Origin of the sequence: Pseudogemmobacter bohemicus (genome assembly GCF_003290025.1) — a bacterium.
Lineage (GTDB): Bacteria > Pseudomonadota > Alphaproteobacteria > Rhodobacterales > Rhodobacteraceae > Pseudogemmobacter > Pseudogemmobacter bohemicus.
Genome location: NZ_QNHG01000002.1, coordinates 680,342 through 702,077 on the forward strand (window position 1 = coordinate 680,342; position 21,736 = coordinate 702,077).

A 21,736-nucleotide genomic window follows, 5' to 3' on the forward strand; every position below is an offset into this window, starting at 1 on the left:
ATGGCGACGAAAAAAGCACCGGCGGAACATGCGCTTCCGCTGAACGAGATCCTTGCGGGCGACTGTATCGAGATCATGGAGAGCCTGCCGGCGGGCTCGGTTGATCTGATTTTCGCAGACCCTCCTTACAACCTTCAGCTGAAAGGCGATCTGCACCGGCCGGATAATTCAAAGGTCGATGCGGTGGATGATCACTGGGATCAGTTCGCCTCTTTTGCCTCTTATGACGAATTCACCCGCCGCTGGCTGGCCGCCGCAAAGCGTCTGCTGAAACCGAATGGCGCGATCTGGGTGATCGGGTCGTATCACAACGTCTTCCGTCTGGGGGCCGAGCTGCAGAACCAGGGCTACTGGATCCTGAATGATGTGGTCTGGCGCAAATCGAACCCGATGCCGAATTTCAAGGGCAAGCGGCTGACCAATGCGCATGAGACGCTGATCTGGGCCTCAAGGGACGAGAAAGCGAAATACACCTTCAATTACGAGGCACTGAAGGCGCTGAATGAGGGTGTGCAGATGCGCTCTGACTGGGTGCTGCCGATCTGCACCGGCCATGAGCGGCTGAAGGATGAGCATGGCGACAAGGCGCATCCGACGCAAAAGCCCGAATCGCTGCTGCATCGCGTGCTGCTGGCCACGACCAATCCCGGGGATGTGGTGCTGGACCCGTTCTTCGGCACCGGCACCACTGGTGCAGTGGCCAGGATGCTGGGCCGCGATTTCATCGGGATCGAGCGCGAGGAGGCCTATCGCAAGGCTGCGACCGAACGGCTGGCCCGGGTGCGCAAATTCGATGCCTCGGCGCTGGAGGTTACCGGCTCGAAACGGGCCGAGCCGCGTGTGCCCTTTGGCCAGGTGGTCGAGCGCGGCATGCTGCGCCCGGGTGAGGAGCTTTATTCCATCGGTAGTCGCTTCAAGGCCAAGGTGCGCGCTGATGGCACGCTGATCGGCGACGATGTCAAAGGCTCGATCCATCAGGTGGGGGCGGCTTATGAACGGGCGCCGTCTTGCAATGGCTGGACTTACTGGCATTTCAAACGCGACGGGAAAATGATCCCGATCGACGCGTTGCGCCAGCAGATCCGCGATGAGATGGGTGTGGGGTCGCGTCCGAACTGACCGAATTTCAACAGGTTACATGAACGCCTGCGCCCTGGTCCGCCTGGGGCGCCACTGCCCCGCCATGATCTCATGGCGGGGTTTTTTCGCACCCGTTCAGATAGTCTTCGCGGCGAAGGCTGCGAATTTCTGCAGCACAGAGCCAAGGAATTTCGCGGTATCGGGCTTCAGCCCGCCCTGGTCGTCGAGCATATTCTGCACCTGGGCCAGATAGGCCTCGGGCTGTTGCAGCGTCGGCATATCGAGGAAGACGAGCGACTGGCGCAGATGGTGATTGGCGCCGAAGCCCGCGATATTCCCCATCGAGCCCGAGATCACCGCCGCCGGTTTGCCACCCCAGACGCTGTGCCCATAGGGGCGCGAGCCGACATCGAGCGCGTTCTTCAGCGCGGCGGGCAGCGAGCGGTTATATTCCGGCGTGACGAAAATCACCGCCTGTTTCGCGGCAATCGCCTTGCGGAAGGCGGTCCAGGCGGCGGGCGGGGTGCCCTCGTCAAGATCGGGGTTGTAAAGCGGCAGCCCGGCGATCAGGATGATTTCCAGCGCCATGCCCTCGGGCGCGATGGCTTGCAGCCCTTTGGCGACCGAGAGGTTGTAAGACCCGGCGCGCAGGCTTCCGACGAGGATGGCGACGTCCAGCTTGGACATTTGAAGGCTTCCTTCTGTTGATCCAGGCGGTCAGTGTTGCGCAAGCGGGCCTTGGCGGAAAGGCTTGTGCGGCACAGGCAATGTGCAGATCGGCAAGGATCAGCCGCGCCCCACATAGGGCATCGCGGTGGCCATGATCGTGGTGAAAAGCGTGTTCACCGCCAGCGGCTGCTGCGCGATCATCAGAACCATATCCGCGACATGGGACACATCCATCACCGGCTCGGGCCGGATCGAGCCATCGGCCTGCAACATCCCTTTCGACATATCGGCGGTCATTTCGGTCGCGGCATTGCCGATATCTATCTGGCCGACGGCGATGCCATGCTCGCGCCCCTCCAGCGCCAGCGCCTTTGTCAGGCCGGTCACGGCATGTTTGGATACCGCGTAGGAAATCGTCTGCGGGCGCGGCACATGGGCCGAGATCGAGCCGTTGTTGAGGATGCGCCCGCCTTTGGGCTCCTGCACCAGCATCTGCCGCCAGGCCTCACGCGCGCAGTAGAAGGCGCCGTTCAGGTTGATCGCGATCACCGCATCCCAGGCGTCGGGCGTGGTGTTTTCGACCCGTGCCTGGCCACCAAAGGCGCCGGCATTGTTGAAGAGAAAGTCGATCCGGCCGAACTGTGCCACGATCTGTGCGAAGGCGTCGCGCACCTGACCCGACTGGCTCAGATCGGCGGTGACGGTCAGCATGCGGTCGCGATGGGGGCTTTGGGCCGCGGTCTCCGCCAGCGGGGCCTCACGCCGGCCCAAAAGCGCACAGCGCCAGCCGGCGCGATTCAGCGCGATGGCCACCGCGCGCCCGATCCCCGATCCGGCGCCGGTGATCACGGCGACAGGCGTTTCTTTTGCACTCATCTCAACCCTCCCCGGCCTCGGTGATATCAACCGAATGGCGGCCCTCTTGCTGCCCGTCTAGCCGCAGCATCCCCGTCACCGGTGCCACATCGGCGTAATCGCGGCCCATGCCGACATCAATATGGTCGGCTCCGGTGAAACAGGCATTGGTCGGGTCATAATCAATCCAGCCGCGCTGAGGGCCGCCCCAGGCCCTGACCCAGGCATGCATCGCATCGGCGCCGACCAACCGCTTTTGTCCCGGCGGCGGCAGGGTGCGCAGATAGCCCGCCACATAGGCGGCGGGGATCCCCAGACTGCGCAGCCCCCCGACCATGATCTGCGCGAAATCCTGGCAGACGCCATGGCGGGCTGCGAAAGCCTCGGCGGGGGAGGTGTCGACATCGGTGGCGCCGGCCTCGAATGTCATATGGCCATGCAGCATCAGGCCCAGCCGCTCGGTCACCATAGCGACGCTGTCATCCTGCCCTTGCGCCTTTGCCGCGAAGCCGCTGATCGCGTCGACCTGGGGGATCCGGCGCGAGGGCAGGCAGAAATGCAAGGGCGAATCCGGCCCGAGGCTGCGGATTTGCGCGAGTTCCGGCCCAAGCGCCGCGACCGGGACCGAGAGGTCCAGCCCCTCGGGCTGCGCCAGCCGCTCTACCTGGGCCTCAAGGCTCAGATCCAGCCGGGTCAGCCCGGCAGGGATCGCGGCCTCGACCACGCTCGTCCCGAAAAAATCGGTGAAAAAGCCCAGCTCGCCCGGTTCCGGCTCCAGCGTGACCAGCGAGCCGAGCACCCGCTGGCGCCCCGGCAGGCTGGCCGGCAGGATGCGGAAATGCTGACGCCCCGCGCCGCTGGGCCGGTCGAATTCATAGCTGATCTGCAGGCGCAGGTCGTAAATGCTCATCGGAAATAGCGCTCCGAGATCAGGTCAGACACTTCGCCCAGCCGCGCCTGAAGGGCGTAAAGCGCCTCGCTGCCCAGCGTTTCCGGCGTGGCGGTGGCAAGGTCGGTTTGCAGCCGCAGCAGCGCCCGGGCGGGCGCACTCAGCCGGTTTTCCACCAGGGCCTCGGGCAGCATCCGCACCAGATCCATCATGCCATCGACCTGATTGCGGATTGCGCGCGGGTTCAGCGGGTCCAGCGCCAGGAGGCCGATCACCGGCCCGCGCCCCGAGACCATCGAATAGCGGCGGCGATGGGTCATCACGGAATCGCCCAGCTCGATGCAAAGGTCGATGCCGCCCGGATCGGACCCGGGATCGGTCAGCGCCGCCAGCCAGCCCGCCATATTGCGGGCGCGTTCCTGCATCCGCCCCAAAGTCAGAAAGCGCCAGCCCATCAGCCTGTACATATTCTCATGCACCAGCCCCGAAAACCCGGCCAGCTTGCGCAAAAGCGCCGAAAGCGCCTGGGCTGCGTCATCACCCGGGCTGACCTGCAAGGCCAGGCGCCGCGCCGATTTGTCGAGATCCTTCAGCGCCGCCCAGCCATCGGTCGAAAACCGGTCCCTGAGCTGCGCCGCCGAGGAGACCGCACGCCCGATCGTGGCCAAAAGCCCCTCGGGGATCGGCTCGGAAGGATCGAGACCGGCGGCCTCCAGCAGTGCATCGGCCTCGGCCAGCAATGGGAGTGTGCCGGTGCCGCTTTCGGCGATGCGGCCATGGCGGGCGCGCAAGAGCCGCACCATGCCCTCGGTGCGTTCGACATAGCGGCCCAGCCAGAACAGGTTGTCGGCGGCGCGGGCGGGCAGCTCATCGGGCTCGGGCGTGCCGCTTTGCCCCGCCGGGCGGTTCATCAGCGTATCGCCCCCGACATGGTCGGGCGATATGATCCAGACATCTGCCGCGCCGCCGCCCCTTTGCATCGCCAGCGCGCCTGGGTCGGTGGTGGCGCCGATCCGGGCGAACCCGCCCTGCATCACCCGCCACCCCGAGGCGGTGCGGGCAAGATAGACACGCAGCGACATCGGGCGCGGCGTGATCCTGCCATCGACCAGCGCCGGGGTGGTCGAAAGCGTCACCGCCTCTTGCGCGACGAGGCTGCCGCTTTCGCGCTCCAGCCTTTCGCCCAGCGCATCGGGGGGCAGGCTGGCTGCGGCAAACGGGTCATCCATCCGGTCATAGGGCAGCCCGGTGCCCAGCGCGGGCGAAAGGATCATGCGATCCGCTGCTTCGATCACCGCCGCGCGGGCAGAGGCATCGCCGCACCACCAGGTCGCGATATTCGGCAGCATCAGGGCCGAGCCGGTCAGGACCGGCGCGAGGCGGGGCAGAAAGGCCATCATCGCCCGCGTCTCAAGCACGCCCGAGCCCGGTGGATTGACCATGGCCAACCCGCTTTGGCGCAGCGCGGATACAAGCCCCGGCGTCCCCAGCCGCGAGGCCGGGTCGAGTTCCAGCGGATCGGCGAAAGAGCCATCCAGCCGGCGCCAGAGCACATCGAGCGGTTTGAGACCCGAGACCGTGCGCAGCATCAGCCGGCCATCTTCGACTGTCAGATCCTCGCCCTGGACAAGACTGATCCCCAGATATCGCGCGAGCCAGGCCTGTTCATACCAGGTCTCGTTCCAGGGGCCGGGGGTGAGGATCGCCACCCGTGCCGCCGGATCGGCCCGCATCGACAGAAGGTGGTCGCGGAAGTCGCGGAAGAACCCGGCCAGACGGTGCAGCTGCTGGCCGAAAAGCTGCGGGCCAAAAGCGCGGGTGGTCGCCACCCGGGTTTCCAGCGCATAGCCGGCGCCCGAAGGCGCCTCGGTGCGGTCGGCCAGCACCCACCATTGCCCGTCGGGGCCGCGCCCGATCTCGAAAGCGACGAAATGCAGGTAATGGCCCGCGCGGGGCCGGATCCCCACCATCGGCCGCGCCCAGGCCGGGTTGCCCGCCAGCAGATCCGCCGGCAGATGCCCGTCGGCCACCATCTGGTTCGGCCCGTAAATATCGGCCATCAACAATTCCAGCAGATCCGCGCGCTGGATCAGCGCGGCGGAAAGCCGGGTCCAGTCTGCCTCGTCGATCAGCACCGGCAGATGGCTTAACGGCCAGGGCCGTTCGACCGAAGCGGTGCCGGCGGTGGTGTCATATTGCCGGTAGATCACCCCGGAATCGCGCAAATAAAGATCGGCGCGCTCGATGGCGCGGGTCAGATCGGTGTCTGACAGCTTTGCCAGATGGTTCAGCAAAGGCTGCCATAGCGGGCGCATCTGCCCGTCCGGTCCGATCAGCTCATCGGGAACGCCGGGCAGGGGGCGATACTCTGCCAGGCCGAAATCGTGACGCGGTTCCGCTCCGGGGGGCGGAACGCTGGCCGGAGCGGAAGGGGAAGGCAACTCACCAGTCATGTCCAGGACTAGATGCCGATGGGGCGCCTCAGGTCAAGGGTCAGCGGGAATTCCGGGTGCCGCGCCTCGGCCTCCGGGCGCCAGAGGCTGCCGGTGCCGCCAAAGGGCTGGAACCGCGCCAGACGCCGCGCCTCGGCCTCGTTTCCGTTGACCGGGAAAGTGTCGTAATTCCGCCCGCCGGGATGGGCGACGTGATAGGTGCAGCCGCCAAGCGAACGGCCCGACCAGCGGTCATACAGGTCGAAATTCAATGGCGCCTGGGCGCGGAGGCGGGGATGGATCGCCAGCGCAGGCTCCCATGCCTTGAACCGGACACCCGCCACCGCCGCGCCACCACCGATCGCGGTCAGCGGCAGTTCCCGCCCGTTGCAGGTGACCGCATAGCGCGACGGGTCGGCGGTGGTCAGTTTCACCTGCAGCCGCTCGGTTGAGCTGTCGGTATAGCGCGCGGTGCCGCCGATGGCGCCGGTCTCGCCCAGCACATGCCAGGGCTCCAGTGCCTGACGGATTTCGAGGTGGTTGCCCTCATATTCGGCCTCGCCGCAGAAGGGGAAGCGGAACTCTCCTTGCGCCTTGAACCATTCCTCTTTCAGATCGAACCCATGCGTGCGCAGATCGGCCAGCACATCGCGGAAATCCTGCCAGACGAAATGCGGCAGCATGAAGCGGTCATGCAGGCTGGTGCCCCAGCGGGTCAGCGGGCCGGAAGCGGGCGCGGCCCAGAACCGCGCGATCAGGGCGCGGATCAGCAGTTGCTGCGCGAGGCTCATCCGCGCATCCGGTGGCATCTCGAAACCGCGGAACTCGACCAGACCCAGACGGCCGGTCGGCCCATCGGGGGAATAGAGCTTGTCGATGCAGATCTCGGCCCGGTGGGTGTTGCCGGTCACATCGGTCAGCATATTCCTGAGCAAGCGGTCGGTCAGCCAGGGCAGGGGGGGCTCGCCCTCGGATGGCGCGGAGATCTGCGACAGCGCGATTTCCATCTCGTAAAGCGCATCATGGCGGGCCTCGTCGATGCGGGGCGCCTGGCTGGTCGGGCCGATGAACAGCCCCGAGAACAGGTAGGAGAGCGAGGGATGCCGGTTCCAGTGCAGGATCAGCGAGCGCAAGAGGTCAGGCCGGCGCAGGAAGGGGCTGTCCAGCGTGGTGGCGCCGCCGACCACGACATGATTGCCGCCGCCGGTGCCGGTGTGCTTGCCGTCGATCATAAATTTCTCGGCGCAAAGGCGGCTTTGGCGCGCATCCTCATACACGCCATTGGTGATCGCGACGCAGTCCTCCCATGAGGTCGCCGGGTGGATATTCACCTCGATCACGCCGGGATCGGGGGCGACACGGATCACGTTCATCCTTGGATCATGGGGGGGCTGATAGCCCTCGATATGAACTTTCAGGCCCAGTTTTGCCGCCGCCGCCTCGGTGGCTGCGAGCAGGTCGAGATAGTCCTCCAGCCGCACCACGGGGGGCATAAAGACCGAAAGCCGTCCCTGACGCGGCTCGACCGAAAGCGCGGTGCGCACCGCGCCGCCGAGCTCGGAACCTGCGATCTGTTCGACGATCTGCTGGCCCCCGGTTGCGGCGGTGAAAGCGGCCCGGGCCTGTTCGGGAGCGGGGTGTTCTTCGGGCACCGGCAGGTCGGGGCGTGGCTCTGTCGGGTCGGCGGGGTTCAGATAGGGATACTCAGCCGCCGAGAGATGCGGCAGGCTGCCAAGTGGCAGGCGGTAGCCCACGGGGCTGTCGCCCGGCACAAGGAAGACCCTGCCGCGCCGCGAGGTCCACAGCTCCGACACCCATTTCCGCGCGCTTTCGCGGCCCTGCCAGGGCTGTACCGGCAGCACATAGCCCACCGGCTCGGTCAGCCCGCGCGAGAAGACCTGTGAGATGCGGTGCCGCTCTTCGGGGTCTTTCAGTTTTGGGTTCTCGGGCGTGACGTTTTCCGGCAGGTTCGATTCCCTGACCAGCCATTCGGCGGGGTCCTCATAGGCGGGCAGGATGAAGTCTTTCGGCAGGTCCAGCTGTTGTGCGATCTCTGAGAGCAGCGCCGCCGCCTGTTCCGCCGTAGCACCCTGATCCTCGCCTTCGGGGGCGATCAGGCTGGCATCGCGCCAGACCGGATAGCCGTCGCGCCGCCAGTAAAGCGAGAAGGTCCAGCGCGGCAGCGTCTCGCCCGGATACCATTTGCCCTGGCCGTAATGCAGGAACCCGCCCGGCGCGAAACGGTCGCGCAGGCGGCGCACCATCTGATCGGCGAGGGCGCGTTTTTGCGGGCCGACGGCGTCGGAGTTCCATTCCGGGCTCTCGAAATCGTCGATGGAAACAAAGGTCGGCTCGCCGCCCATGGTGAGGCGCACATCGCCCGCGGTCAGCGCCTGGTCGACGCGGGCGCCAAGCGCGTTCAGTTCTTCCCAGGCCGCATCGGAAAAGGGTTTGGTGATGCGCGGATGCTCGGCGATCCGGGTCACGCGCATGTCGAAATCGAAACCGACACGGGCCTGGCCGGTAAAGCCGCCGGTGATCGGCGCGGCGTTCCTGTAATGCGGTGTGGCGGAAAGCGGGATATGGCTCTCGCCCGTCAAAAGACCCGAGGTCGGGTCAAGCCCGATCCAGCCGGCGCCGGGCAGATAGACCTCGGCCCAGGCGTGGAGATCGGTGAAATCCACCTCGGTCCCCGAAGGGCCATCCAGCGCTTTCAGATCGGGTTTCAGCTGGATCAGATAGCCCGAGACAAACCGTGCGGCAAAACCCAGATGCCGCAGCAGATTGACCAGCAGCCAGGACGAATCGCGGCAGGATCCCGAGGCCAGTTGCAGTGTCTGCTGTGGGGTCTGGACGCCAGGCTCCATCCGGATCAGGTAATTCACCTCTGATGAGAGGCGCGCATTCAGCCCGACGATGAAATCGACGGTGCGCATGGGCTCGCGGCTGATCGAGGCGAGGAGCGCGGCGAATTCGGTGCCTTGCGGTTCCACCTGACGATAGATCGAGAGATCCTGGATCAGATCGTCGGGATAGGTGAAGGGGAAGGTCTCGGCGCTTTCCTCGACGAAGAAATCGAAGGGGTTATAAACGGTCATATCCGCGACCAGATCGACCTCGATCTTCAGCTCGCGCACCGGCTCGGGAAAGACGAAACGCGCCAGCCAGTTGCCGTAAGGGTCCTGCTGATGGTTCACGAAATGGCCGCCGGGGCTGACCTTCAGGGTATGGCTGATCACCCGCGTGCGGCTATGCGGCGCCGGCCGCAGCCGGATCACCTGAGGGCCAAGCATGACCGGCTGATCATAGATGTAATGGGTCAGATGGTGGATTGCGGCCTTGATCGACATCGGTTGTTCCTGTTGGCGACCAGAAAGCGCATCCCCTCCGGCCCGGAGCCCCAGAGTTTCGGGCAAATCGGGGTCGGACAAGGGGTTTTTGCAATCGCTTCGCGCAAATGGCGCGAATTCGGGCAGTTCATGCCCATCAATCGGGCAGTCGGCGCCAGGCTTTACCCGTCGGCGGTTGAAACCACGGGTGGCAGCGTGGCGGTCTGCGGGTGCTTGCGCGCCTCATCCTCTTTGATCTCGCGCTGCCATTCGCGCCAGATCGACATCAGCAGCGCCATCAGCACCGGCCCGACAAAGAGGCCGACAATCCCCATTGTCTTCACGCCGCCGATCAGCCCGAAGAAGGTGGGCAGGAACGGCAGCCGCACCGGGCCGCCCACCAGCATCGGGCGGATGGTCTTGTCGACGATGAACAGCTCGACCGAGCCCCAGGTGAAAAGCGCTAACCCCGCCCAGGGCGAGCCGGAGGCCACGAGATACAAAGAGGCCAGCGTGAAGGACAAAGGCGCGCCCCCCGGGATCAGCGCCATCACGCCGGTGATCACCGCGAAAGTGACCGGCGAGGGCAGGCCGGCAAAGTAATAGGCAATGCCCAGCACCACGCCTTCGCCGATCGCGATCAGCGTCATGCCGGTCACCGTGGCCGAGATGGTCGCAGGTGCAATGCGCGACAGGCGGTTCCAGCGCTCGGGCAGGATGCGCTGGCCGACGCGGTCGATCTGTTCCACCACCCGGTCACCGTCACGGTAGAAGACGAACAGCGCGATCAGCATGAAAACAAGGTTCAGGAACAGGTGGAAGGCGGTCGATCCGGCGCTGAGCACGCCGCGATAGATCGACCCGATATTCTCGCCCGAGATCAGCTGGACCAGCTCTCCCACACCGCCGGGATGACCGATGGTCGCCAGCCATTTCTCGTTGATCCAGGGGCCGATCTGCGGCAGTTCGATCAGCCAGAGCGGCGGCGGCGTGCCGGTATTGTTGATCCGGAACCCCCAGGAGATCCAGTCGCGCAATTCATGGAAGGCGTAGAACAGCGCCGCAAGGATCGGCAGCACCAGAAAGCAGATCAGCACCAGGACAAGCGCCGTGGCGGTCAGCGTCCGCCCCATTTTCGGCAGCGATCGCTCTCGCAGGGGCCAGCTGGCGACGGCGATCACGGTGGCGGCCAGCACCGGCACTATAAAGCCGTGGAAGAAATAGACCGAAGCCGCGAGGATCGCGAGCAAAAGCCAGCGTGCCGCAGAGATATCGGTGATCAGCGGGCGACGAAAGCCATGCCGCGTCTCCCCGGCAAAGGGTGATTCATAGCGGGAAGGGGGCTGGGGCGTCGTTGCGGCCATGTTCCGTTCTTTTCCATTTTCCGGCATAGTCGCGCCCCGGGGCGCCTAAGTCGAGATGCTGGTTCAGAAATCGCCGATCCGTGATACATCCCGATGAAATTCTTTCATTTGCGACGGTGATTTCGCACGATTCTGTCGACAAAGCCACCCGCCCCAGATGGGGAGGCCCTGGCGCGCACGCAACCCCTGCCTGTTACCCGGGAGGGGGCGCGGAAAACGCCCGGCCTCCCGTTAAGGGGCTGTTTGCAGATTATGGCCCAGGGTAAAGCTGGCCCGGGCGGAGAGGAGGCGGGCATATGGCTCCGAAATTTGGCACCAGCGGGTTGCGTGGTCTTGTGTCTGAGCTGACCGAAGACCTGGTGGCGGATTATATCCGCGCCTTTCTTGCCGCCTGCCCCCCGGGTCGCGGGCTGTTTGTCGGGGGCGATCTCAGGCCCTCGACCGGCCGGATTGCCCGGACGGTGATCGAAACCGCGCTCAATGAAGGGGTTGATGTCACCGCCTGCGGCGCACTGCCGACGCCTGCGCTGGCTTATCTCGCGCGGGGGGCGGCTGCGGCGGCGGTGATGGTGACCGGCAGCCATATCCCCGCTGATCGCAACGGGCTGAAATTCTATACGCCTCTGGGTGAGATCACCAAAGCCGATGAGGCGGCCATTCTGACAGCGCTTGGCCGCCGGCCCGGAAATTTCGCACCCCCGGGCCGTTTGTTGTCTGAGACCAATGGCAATGCCGCCTTCACCCATCGCTATGTTTCGGTCTTTGGGTCCGGGGCGCTGCAGGGCAGGCGGATCGGCGTCTACAGCCATTCGGCGGTGGGGCGCGGGGTGATGCTGGCGACCCTGCGCGGGCTTGGTGCCGAAGTGGTGGAGTTTGGCCATTCCGACACCTTCATCCCGGTCGATACCGAAGCGGTGGATCCTGACGTCGCGCGCCAGATCGCCGTCTGGGTGCAGGGCGAAAAGCTTGATGCGCTGATCTCGACCGATGGCGATTCCGACCGGCCGCTGCTGGCGGATGAGACCGGGCGGATCGTGCCCGGCGATATCCTCGGCCAGATCGCGGCGCAGGCATTGGGGGCGGAGGTGGTGGTGACGCCGGTTTCCTCGAATTCCGGCGTGATGCGGAAGGGGTTCGCGTCGGTGCTCCGCACGAGGATCGGCTCCCCTTTCGTGATCGCCGCGATGGAAGAGGCGGGGGGCCGTGTGGTCGGTTATGAGGCCAATGGCGGTTTCCTGCTGGGGTTTGACGCCGCAACGCCCGGCGGCGTGATCACCCGGCTTCCGACCCGCGATTTCCTGCTGCCGCTTTTGATGGTGCTGACGGCGGCAAAGGGTGGTTCGGTCTCGGACCTCGTTGGGCGGGAGCCGCCGGTGGTGACGCTCTCTGACCGGCTGCAAGAGATCGCGCCGGAACGCTCCGGCCCCTTCCTTGCGCGGCTGATCCGGGATCCGGCGGCGCGGGTGGCGTTTCTGGCGGGCCTTGGCCAGCGCGAGGCGGCGACCGATCTGACCGACGGTTTGCGGATCACCCTTGTCACAGGGGCGATCCTGCATCTGCGCCCCTCTGGCAATGCGCCGGAATTCAGGCTTTACACCGAGGCGGAAGATGCCGCCGCCGCGCGCGATCTGATGGACAGGGGCCTGAGTGCAGTGCGCCAGGCGCTGACCGCTTGAAGGATGAAAGAGATGGCAGAGACTCGCAAGGCGCTGGTGACCGGATCATCGGGATTTATCGGCTATCATCTGTGTCGGCGCCTGCTGGCAGACGGGTTCCAGGTGATCGGGCTCGACAATATGTCGGATTACTATGAGGTGGCCCTGAAACAGCGCCGCCAGGCGATGCTGAGCCAGGATCCGGGGTTTCAGGTCGTCAATGACCAGGTGGAAACGCCCGGTCTGATGATGGGCCTTTTCGAGGCGCATCGCCCCGATGTGGTGATCCACCTCGCAGCCCAGGCCGGGGTGCGCTACTCCATCGACAATCCGCGCGCCTATCTTGAAAGCAACATCACCGGCACTTTCGAGATCCTTGAGGCTGCGCGCGCCTTCCCGCCCGCGCATATGCTGCTGGCCTCGACCTCTTCGGCCTTCGGGGCCAACACCAGGATGCCCTATGCGGAAACCGACCGCGCTGATCACCAGATGTCCTTTTACGCCGCCACTAAAAAGGCGACCGAGGGAATGGCACACAGCTATGCGCATCTCTTCGGCCTGCCGGTGACGATGTTCCGCTTTTTCACCGTCTACGGCCCCTGGGGCCGCCCCGATATGGCGCTGTTCAAATTCACGAAGAGCATCCTCAAAGGCGAGGCGATTGACGTCTATAACCACGGCGATATGAAGCGCGATTTCACCTATATCGACGATCTGGTCGAAGGGATCCGCCTGCTGATCGACGCCGTGCCCGTTCGCCCGGCGGATGGTATCGTGCCCGAGGGCGACAGCCTCTCGCCGGTCGCGCCCTGGCGGGTGGTGAATATCGGCAATTCCGATGCGGTGCAGCTGACCGATTTCATCGCCGCCATCGAGGCCGCCACGGGCCGCGAGGCGATCCGCAATCTGATGCCGATGCAGGCCGGCGATGTGCCCGCGACCTGGGCCGATGCGAGCCTGTTGAAAAGCCTGACCGGCTATCAGCCTAAAACCCGGGTGCCCGAAGGCGTGGCGGCTTTCGTCGCCTGGTATCGGGACTATTACAATGTCTGAGGCCCGGGCGATGCAGCATGTATTGGTGACCGGCGGCGCGGGCTATATCGGCTCGCATGCCTGCAAGGCACTGGCAAAGGCGGGGTTCATCCCGGTGGCCTTTGACAATCTTTCCACCGGCTGGGCGGAGGCGGTGAAATACGGGCCGCTTGCCCGGGGCGATCTGATGGACCGCGCCAGCATCAAGGCCGCGCTGGCGCAATATAAGCCGGTGGCGGTGATGCATTTCGCCGCGCTTTCGCTGGTGGGCGAGTCGATGACGGATCCGGCGAAATACTGGCGCGTCAATGTCGGCGGCGCGCTGAACCTTGTCGAGGCGACCATCGCGGCGGGGATCCGGAATTTTGTGTTCTCGTCAACCTGCGCGACCTATGGCGATCAGGACGGCGTGGTGCTGACCGAAGACACGCCGCAATATCCGATCAATGCCTATGGTGGATCAAAGCGCGCCATCGAAGATATTCTGCGCGATTTCGGCGCCACCGGCGCGATAGACCATGTGATTTTCCGCTATTTCAACGTGGCCGGCGCCGACCCCGAGGGCGAGCTGGGCGAGCAGCATTACCCGGAAACCCATCTCATCCCGCTGATGCTGGATGCCGTGGCCGGCAAGCGCCCGGCGCTGACGGTTTTCGGCACCGATTACCCGACGCGCGACGGCACCTGTGTGCGCGACTACGTCCATGTCTCGGATCTGGTCGATGCGCATGTGCTGGGCCTCAGCTGGCTGATCGGCGGCAAGGGCAGCCGGTCGTTCAACCTTGGCACCGGCGCGGGCTTTACCGTGCGCGAAGTGATTGATGCCAGCCGCGCGGTGACCAATCGCGAGGTTCCGGTGATCCCGGGTGCGCGCCGCGCCGGGGATGCGGTGGCGCTGGTCTCCGGCTCGGAGCGCGCGATCGGCGAGCTGGGATGGGAGCCCACCCGCTCGACGCTGAGGCAGATGATCGGCGATGCCTGGGCCTGGGCCGGCAAGCCCCCCTATCAGCGCTGATCCTGACCCTGCGTCAGGCCAGATCCGGCCCCCTTGCCCTTTCCCGCCCGGAGGGCTCTGATTGGGTCAGGTCGCGAAAGGGCGGGTTATGGATTTCGACAAGGCGTTGCACCAGTTTCAGCCGGTTCAGGTTCCGGGGATCGGCGCAGGTGAATATGCGGCGCGGGTGACTGCGCTGCAGGCGCGGATGCTGGCGACAGGGGTTGGGGCGGTCTGGCTCGACGCCTCTTCCTCGCTGCGATATTTCCTCGGGCACAGCCTTGGCCTGTCAGAGCGTATCCATGGCGCGCTGATCCCGGCGCGCGGCGCGCCGGTTCATATCAGCCCGGTCTTTGAGGAGCCGAAACTGCGCTCTCTCCTGCGCGAGGCGGGCCGGGTTGCGGTCTGGGAGGAAGACGAGGATCCCTATGCCCTGATCGCCGCCGAGGTGGCGGGCCTTGCGGGCGAGGGCGCGACCCTCGCGCTGGACCAGGCGACGCCCTGGCTGTTCGCGGCGCCCTTGCTGGCGGCGATGGAGGGGCGGGTGGTGTCGGCGCAACCGCTGATTTCCGGGCTGCGCCAGGTGAAATCCGCCGCCGAGATCGCCATCATCCAGACCGCGATGAGTGCCAGCCATCAGGTGCAGAAAGCCGTCTGGCAGGGGCTGCGCGCCGGGATTTCCACCACCGTGACCTGTGCCTTCATCACCGCCGCGCATAAAGCCCAGGGCATGAGCCCGCTTTTCGCGGCCGCGCAGTTCGGCGAGGCCACCGCCTATCCGCATGGCGTGCCCGAGCCGCAGATCCTTGCGGATGGCGATATGGTGCTGATCGACCTTGGCGCCACGCTGCATGGCTATTGCTCGGATATCACAAGGACTTATGTGTTCGGCACGCCGACCCCGCGCCAGCGCGCGCTGTGGGGCCATGAACAGGCTGCCCATGCGGCGGCTTTCGCGGCGGCTCAGATCGGAGCGCCTTGCGAGGCGGTGGACGCCGCCGCCCGCGCCAGCCTGGAGGCTGCGGGTTTTGGCCCCGGCTACCGCGTGCCCGGCCTGCCGCATCGCACCGGACACGGGCTGGGCATGGATATCCATGAGGAACCCTTTATCGTCAAAGGCAACCGCACCCCGCTGGAACCCGGCATGTGCTTTTCAGTCGAGCCGATGCTTTGCCTTTACGGCGAATGCGGCATCCGTCTGGAGGATATCGCCTTTATGACGCCGGAAGGGCCGCATTGGTTCTGCCCGCCATCGGTCAGTCTGGATCGGCCATTTGGCTGATTGCAGGCATATGCGGTCAAAATGCTGGCGAATTATACGGCATTCCGACAATTTGAAGTAGAACATCGGCGCTATGGAGTTGTATGCAAACATAATACAAGCCGGACCCATGGCACGAATCCGGAACAACAGACGTTCAACAGTGAGTGAAAGGACCGCTCCATGAAGCTTCTCTCCCGCAGCCTGATCGCCGCCTCGGCCCTTGCGCTGAGTGCTGCCGCGCCGGCCATGGCGAAAACCTTCATCTATTGTTCAGAGGCCTCGCCCGAGGGCTTTGACCCGGCCCCCTACACCGCCGGCACCACCTTTGACGCGGGTGCGCACCCGATGTTCAACCGCCTGGCCGAGTTCAAAAAGGGCACCACCGAAGTCGAGCCGGGCCTTGCGGAAAGCTGGGACGTCTCGGAGGACGGCACCGAATACACCTTCCGCCTGCGCAAGGGCGTCAAGTTCCACTCGAACGACAAATACACGCCCACCCGCGATTTCAACGCCGATGACGTGATCTTTTCGTTCGACCGTCAGGGCAATGCCGAAAACCCCTGGCATCAGTATATCCCGGGCATCACCTACGAATATTACACCTCGATGGCGATGCCGGACCTGGTGAAATCGGTCGAAAAGGTCGATGATTACACCGTCAAGATCACGCTGAACCAGCCCGAGGCGCCGTTCCTTGCGAACATCGCCATGCCCTTCATGTCGATCGTGTCGAAAGAATATGCCGACGCGCTGGACGCTGCCGGCACCCGCGAAGAGTTCAACAATGCGCCCATCGGCACCGGCCCGTTCAAATTCGTGGCCTATCAGAAGGACGCGGTGATCCGGTATACCAAGAATGCCGATTACTGGGGTACCCCGGCGATCATCGACGATCTGGTTTTCGCGATCACCCCGGATGCCGCCGTGCGTCTGCAAAAGCTGAAAGCCGGCGAATGCCACCTGATGCCCTATCCGGCCCCGGCCGATATTGCCGGCATCAAGGCTGACAGCAATCTCAAGCTGGACGAGCAGGCTGGCCTCAACGTCGGCTACCTCGCCTATAACACCACGCTGGCGCCCTTCGACAATCCGAAGGTCCGCAAGGCGCTGAATATGGCGATCAACAAAGAGGCCATCGTCGCGACCGTGTTCGAGGGCCAGGCCGAGCCGGCGAAGAACCCGATCCCGCCGACCATGTGGTCCTATAACGAGTCGATCGTTGACGACCCCTATGATCCGGAAGCCTCGAAGAAGCTGCTGGAAGAGGCGGGCGTTTCGGGTCTCTCGATGGAGATCTGGGCGATGCCGGTGCAGCGGCCCTATATGCCGAATGCCCGCCGCACCGCCGAGATGATGCAGGAAGACCTTTCGAAAGTCGGCGTCAAGGCCGAGATCGTGTCCTATGAATGGGGCGAGTATCTCGACAAGTCGATGGAGCCGGGCCGCACCGGTGCCGTCATCCTTGGCTGGACCGGCGATAATGGCGATCCGGACAACTTCCTCTCGGTGCTGCTGAGCTGCGCCGGTGCGGCACCTGGTGGGGCCAACCGCGCCTTCTGGTGCAACGAGGACTTCTCGGCGCTGTTGCAAAAGGCCAAGGTCTCGTCCGACCCGGCCGAACGCACCAAACTCTATGAGGAAGCCCAGGTCATCTTCAAGGATCAGGCACCCTGGTTCACCATCGCGCATTCCACCCAATATGTGCCGATGAGCAATAAGGTCAGCGGCTTCGTGATGAGCCCGCTGGGCGATTTCACCTTCGAAACGGTTGATATCGCCGAATAATCCGCTCTGGACTGACCATCCGGGCGCGCGGGGAAGGCAAAACCGGCCCCGCGCGCCTCTTTCACAGGAAAGAGGCGTATGTTTCGTTTCATTCTTTCGAGACTACTCTATCTGGTTCCGACCTTTTTCGGGATCACCCTTGTCACCTTCACCTTTCCGCGGCTGCTGAAAGGGGATCCGGTCCTCTTGATGGCCGGCGAGCGCGGCGTTTCGCCCGAACGTCATGCCGAACTGACGGCGCAGCTGGGTCTCGATAAAAATATCGTGGTGCAATATTTCGATTTCATCGGGCGGCTGTTTCAGGGCGATTTCGGCAATTCTCTGGTGACGAAAAAGCCGGTTCTCTCGGAATTCCTGACCCTGTTCCCGGCAACGGTCGAGTTGGGTCTGGTCGCCATTCTGATCGCGATCCTGGTGGGGGTGCCCATCGGCGTGCTGGCGGCGATCAAGCGCGGCTCCTGGTTCGATCAGGTCTCGATGTCGGCGGCACTGGTAGGCTTTTCGATGCCAATCTTCTGGTGGGGCCTTTTGCTGATCATCTTCTTCTCGGGAACGCTGGGCTGGACGCCGGTTTCGGGCCGTATCTCGCTGATGTATTTCTTCCCCGATGTGACCGGATTCATGCTGATCGACAGCCTCATTTCGGGGCAGAAGGGCGCCTTCCTCTCGACGGTGCATCACCTGATCCTGCCGTCGGTCGTGCTGGCCACCATCCCGCTTGCGGTGATCGCGCGCCAGACGCGCTCGGCCATGCTGGAGGTTCTGGGCGAGGATTATGTCCGCACCGCCCGCGCCAAAGGGATGCCCGCGCGCCGCGTGATCGGGGTCCATGCGCTGAGAAACGCCATGATCCCGGTGGTGACCACCATCGGCTTGCAGATCGGCGTGTTGCTGGCCGGCGCCATCCTGACCGAGACGATTTTTTCCTGGCCGGGCATCGGCAAATGGATGATCGAATCCATCTCGCGCCGTGACTATCCTTCGGTGCAGTCCGGGTTGTTGCTGATGGCCGGCATCGTGATGCTGGTCAATCTGCTGGTCGATCTGACCTATGGCCTTATCAATCCGAGGATCCGCAAATGAGTGACACCACCGTCAAACTCACCGATGCGCAGATCCGTCGCCGGATGCTGGCCGAATTCTGGTTCTATTTCTCGCGCAACCGCGGCGCGGTGATCGGGCTTTGTGTCTTCGTGACGCTGGTTCTGATGGCGATCTTTGCCGATCTGATCGTGCCGCATGATCCGACACTGCAATATCGCGGCATGGAGAAACTGCCGCCGGTCTGGGAGGCCGGGGGCAATCCGGATTTCTGGCTTGGAACCGATGCGGTTGGCCGCGATATGCTGTCACGGCTGATCAAAGGGTCACAATATTCGATGTTCATCGGGGTGGTGGTCGTTTCCATCGCGTTGCTGGGCGGTGTCGTGATCGGCCTGGTCGCCGGATTTTTCGGCGGCTGGGTCGATGTGCTGATCATGCGGGTGATGGATGTGATCCTCGCCTTTCCCTCCTTGCTGCTGGCGCTGGTTCTGGTCGCGATTCTGGGGCCGGGGCTGACCAATGCGATGATCGCCATCGCCATCGTCTATCAGCCGCATTTCGCGCGGCTGACCCGGGCGGCAGTGATGTCCGAACTGAAACGCGATTATGTTTCGGCCGCGCGGGTTTCGGGTGCGGGCAATATCCGGCTGATGTTCAGAACCATCCTGCCGAATTGCCTCGGGCCGCTGATCGTGCAGGCAACGCTGTCGTTTTCCTCTGCCGTGCTGGATGCCGCAGCGCTTGGCTTCCTGGGCATGGGGGCAAGGCCACCCGCCGCCGAATGGGGAACCATGCTGGCCGAGGCGCGCGAATTCATCCTCAGCCATTGGTGGATCGTGACCTTCCCGGGCCTTGCCATCCTGATCTCGGTGCTGGCGATCAACCTGATGGGCGATGGTCTCAGGGACGCGCTTGACCCGAAACTGAAGCGGAGCTGACGCCATGGCTTTGTTGAAAATCCGCAATCTGACGGTCCGCTTCGCCACCTCGACCGGCTCTTTCACCGCCGTTGACGGGATCGACACGCATGTCGACCGCGGTGAGGTGCTGGCCATCGTGGGCGAATCCGGCTCGGGCAAATCCGTCTCGATGCTGGCGGTGATGGGGCTCCTCCCGGACACCGCCACCATCACGGCTGATGAGATGAGCTATGACGGCCACGACCTTTTGCGCATGACAAAGGCCGAACGCCGCCAGCTGATCGGCCGCGAGATCACCATGATCTTTCAGGAGCCGATTGCGTCGCTGAACCCCTCTTTCACCACCGGTTTCCAGATCGAGGAGGTGCTGCGGCTGAATCTTGGCATGTCGCGCCGGGAGGCAAAGGCGCGGGCGCTGGAGCTGTTTCAGCAGGTCGGCATTCCGTCCCCCGAGGAAAAGCTGAAAGCCTATCCGCATCAGATGTCGGGCGGGCAGTGCCAGCGGGTGATGATCGCCATGGCGATTGCCACGAAACCGCGTCTTCTGATCGCGGACGAGCCGACCACGGCGCTCGACGTGACGATCCAGAAGCAGATCCTCGATCTGTTGATGAGCCTGCAGGAAGAATATGGCATGGCGCTGATCCTGATCACCCATGACATGGGGGTGGTCGCGGAAACCGCCGACCGGGTGGTGGTGCAGTACAAGGGCAAGAAGATGGAAGAGGCCGATGTGCTGAGCCTGTTCGAGGCCCCGAAACACCCCTATACCAAGGCGCTGCTGTCGGCTTTGCCCGAGAATGCCACCGGTGACCGGCTGCCGACCGTATCGGATTTCTTCGGGGAGGGCGCACGATGACGGTGGTTCTCGAAGGGCGTGACATCACCCAGGATTACCATGTCCGGGGCGGTATGTTCGGCGGTGCAAAGACGGTCAGGGCCTTGAAAGGCGTCAGCTTTTCGGTGGAAAAGGGCAAGACGCTGGCGATTGTCGGCGAATCCGGCTCGGGCAAATCGACGCTGGCGCGGATCATTGCGCTGATCGACCCGCCCAGCGGTGGCGAGTTGCTGATCGAAGGCCAGCCGGTGAACATCTCGCATAAGCGCCCCGGGCCCGTGCTGCGCTCCAAGGTGCAGATGGTGTTCCAGAACCCCTATGGCAGCCTCAACCCGCGCCAGAAGGTTGGCTCGGTGCTGATGGAGCCGCTGGTGATCAACAAGCCGGAAATCCCGGCCGAAGAACGCCGGCTGCTGGCCGAGGCGATGCTGGTCAAGGTCGGCCTCGGGCATGAGCATTTCAACCGCTATCCGCATATGTTCTCGGGCGGGCAGCGGCAGCGGATCGCGATTGCCCGGGCGCTGATGCTGAACCCGTCGCTGCTGGTGCTGGACGAGCCGGTTTCGGCGCTGGATCTCTCAGTCCAGGCACAGGTGCTGAACCTGCTGGCGGATCTCCAGGAGGAATTCGGCCTGACCTATGTTTTCGTCAGCCATGACCTGTCGGTGGTGCGCTATATCGCCGATGATGTGATGGTGATCAGCCAGGGAGAGGCGGTCGAGCAGGGCACGCGCGAGGCGGTTTTCGCCCATCCCGCCCATCCCTATACCCGCCAGCTTTTCGCCGCGACGCCCGAGACGGATGTTGAGGCGATCCGGGCGCGGGTGGCGAAACGCCAGGCTGCCCGGCAGGCTTCCGGGGTCGCGCGCTGAGACAGTGTCCCGCGAATGACGCGGTTCGGGGCTGTTTCCGGGCCGTTTTCCCGTCAAATGGGCGGATCAGTAACTGGGTGGCGTGATGGCGCTGATTATTCTGGCCACCCCTTCTCCCAGATTTCTGAACCGATGCGGCAGGTTGCTGTCAAAGTAATACCCATCACCGGGGGCCAGCACCCAGCTTTCCTGACCGACGGTCAACTCGATCCGACCCTCCAGCACCAGCCCGGCCTCTTGCGCATCATGCGAGAAAATGGCGCCGGTATCGGCCAGCGGCTGATAGGTCTCCATCAAGACCTGCATCTTGCGGGCGGGCTGGTTGAAACCGATCACCCGATATGAGATTTCATCAGGGTTTCCGATCTCTACGAAATCATCCGGGCGGTAAACCGGGCTGTAATTATAGCTGCTGCGCAGGCCCGAGAAGAACTCGACCAGGGTTGTCCCAAGCGCATCCACCACCGCGCCCAGCGTGTCGATCGAGGGGCTCATCCGGTCGCGCTCGATCAGCGAGACGGTGGAATGCGAGATGCCGGCGCGGGCCGCCAGCTCACGCGAACTGAGCTGGCGGCGGCGGCGCAACTCGCGCAAATGGCGGCCGATCTGCGGCATGGGGCGCTCCGGTCAGGGCATTTCGGTGAGTATACGCACCACGGTTCTGGCGGTCCATTGCCGGAATCAGGAGAAAGCCGGAAGAATTGAGCCTTCCCT

Annotated in this window: 17 protein-coding genes; 10 read left to right on the plus strand and 7 right to left on the minus strand. The window is 64.1% G+C overall.

Features of this window, described 5'->3' with window-relative positions; genetic code table 11:
- The gene (locus DRF71_RS11300) at positions 1-1,119 is read left to right on the plus strand and encodes a site-specific DNA-methyltransferase (RefSeq protein ID WP_112310633.1); all 1,119 of its coding nucleotides are present in this window, start codon (positions 1-3) and stop codon (positions 1,117-1,119) included.
- A 96-nt stretch (positions 1,120-1,215) separates the two neighbouring features.
- On the opposite strand, the gene DRF71_RS11305 is transcribed toward DRF71_RS11300, so the two are convergent.
- The 6 genes from DRF71_RS11305 to DRF71_RS11330 form a co-directional block, all read right to left on the minus strand.
- Positions 1,216-1,767 carry an NADPH-dependent FMN reductase gene (locus tag DRF71_RS11305; protein ID WP_112310634.1) on the minus strand — a complete coding sequence of 184 codons (552 nt, stop codon included), beginning with the start codon at positions 1,765-1,767 and terminating at the stop codon, positions 1,216-1,218.
- Between the two features lie 99 nt (positions 1,768-1,866).
- Positions 1,867-2,625: an SDR family oxidoreductase gene (locus DRF71_RS11310; RefSeq protein WP_112310635.1), complete on the minus strand. Its 759-nt coding sequence runs from the start codon at positions 2,623-2,625 to the stop codon at positions 1,867-1,869.
- Between the two features lies 1 nt (position 2,626).
- Entirely contained in the window at positions 2,627-3,514 is an 888-nt protein-coding gene (locus DRF71_RS11315) for a transglutaminase family protein (RefSeq protein ID WP_112310636.1), read from the minus strand.
- The gene (locus DRF71_RS11320; protein WP_408634539.1) at positions 3,511-5,868 is read right to left on the minus strand and encodes a circularly permuted type 2 ATP-grasp protein; all 2,358 of its coding nucleotides are present in this window, start codon (positions 5,866-5,868) and stop codon (positions 3,511-3,513) included. The genes DRF71_RS11315 and DRF71_RS11320 overlap by 4 nt, the downstream gene beginning before the upstream one ends.
- Before the next feature lie 86 nt (positions 5,869-5,954).
- A complete protein-coding gene (locus DRF71_RS11325; RefSeq protein ID WP_112310638.1) occupies positions 5,955-9,275 on the minus strand; it encodes a transglutaminase family protein in 3,321 nt (1,106 codons plus the stop codon).
- Positions 9,276-9,436: 161 nt separating this feature from the next.
- Positions 9,437-10,618, minus strand: coding sequence for an AI-2E family transporter (locus tag DRF71_RS11330; RefSeq protein WP_112311277.1), 1,182 nt, complete (start codon positions 10,616-10,618; stop codon positions 9,437-9,439).
- A gap of 296 nt (positions 10,619-10,914) precedes the next feature.
- Here DRF71_RS11330 and DRF71_RS11335 point away from each other — a divergent pair, with 296 nt between their 5' ends.
- The 9 genes from DRF71_RS11335 (at position 10,915) to DRF71_RS11375 (ending at position 21,022) form a co-directional block, all read left to right on the plus strand.
- Positions 10,915-12,294 (plus strand): phosphohexomutase domain-containing protein, encoded by a 1,380-nt coding sequence (locus DRF71_RS11335; protein WP_112310639.1) that lies wholly within the window; start codon positions 10,915-10,917, stop codon positions 12,292-12,294.
- 12 nt (positions 12,295-12,306) lie between these two features.
- On the plus strand, positions 12,307-13,326 hold the full coding sequence (locus DRF71_RS11340) for an SDR family NAD(P)-dependent oxidoreductase (protein WP_112311278.1): 1,020 nt from the start codon (positions 12,307-12,309) through the stop codon (positions 13,324-13,326).
- Between the two features lie 10 nt (positions 13,327-13,336).
- Positions 13,337-14,320 (plus strand): UDP-glucose 4-epimerase GalE, encoded by a 984-nt coding sequence (gene galE, locus DRF71_RS11345; RefSeq protein ID WP_112311279.1) that lies wholly within the window; start codon positions 13,337-13,339, stop codon positions 14,318-14,320.
- A gap of 61 nt (positions 14,321-14,381) precedes the next feature.
- Entirely contained in the window at positions 14,382-15,581 is a 1,200-nt protein-coding gene (locus tag DRF71_RS11350) for a M24 family metallopeptidase (protein WP_232831465.1), read from the plus strand.
- A 162-nt stretch (positions 15,582-15,743) separates the two neighbouring features.
- A complete protein-coding gene (locus tag DRF71_RS11355) occupies positions 15,744-17,348 on the plus strand; it encodes an ABC transporter substrate-binding protein (RefSeq protein ID WP_112310641.1) in 1,605 nt (534 codons plus the stop codon).
- Between the two features lie 78 nt (positions 17,349-17,426).
- Positions 17,427-18,431 carry an ABC transporter permease subunit gene (locus tag DRF71_RS11360; RefSeq protein ID WP_112310642.1) on the plus strand — a complete coding sequence of 335 codons (1,005 nt, stop codon included), beginning with the start codon at positions 17,427-17,429 and terminating at the stop codon, positions 18,429-18,431.
- Entirely contained in the window at positions 18,428-19,330 is a 903-nt protein-coding gene (locus DRF71_RS11365) for an ABC transporter permease subunit (protein WP_112310643.1), read from the plus strand. Before DRF71_RS11360 ends, DRF71_RS11365 begins: the two co-directional genes overlap by 4 nt.
- Positions 19,331-19,334: 4 nt before the next feature.
- A complete protein-coding gene (locus tag DRF71_RS11370; RefSeq protein WP_112310644.1) occupies positions 19,335-20,171 on the plus strand; it encodes an ABC transporter ATP-binding protein in 837 nt (278 codons plus the stop codon).
- Positions 20,168-21,022, plus strand: a complete 855-nt coding sequence (locus tag DRF71_RS11375; protein ID WP_112310645.1) for an ATP-binding cassette domain-containing protein — start codon at positions 20,168-20,170, stop codon at positions 21,020-21,022. The genes DRF71_RS11370 and DRF71_RS11375 overlap by 4 nt, the downstream gene beginning before the upstream one ends.
- Before the next feature lie 66 nt (positions 21,023-21,088).
- Here the strand turns inward: DRF71_RS11375 and DRF71_RS11380 are convergent, their stop codons facing one another.
- The gene (locus tag DRF71_RS11380; protein ID WP_112310646.1) at positions 21,089-21,637 is read right to left on the minus strand and encodes a cupin domain-containing protein; all 549 of its coding nucleotides are present in this window, start codon (positions 21,635-21,637) and stop codon (positions 21,089-21,091) included.
- Positions 21,638-21,736 lie beyond the last annotated feature (99 nt).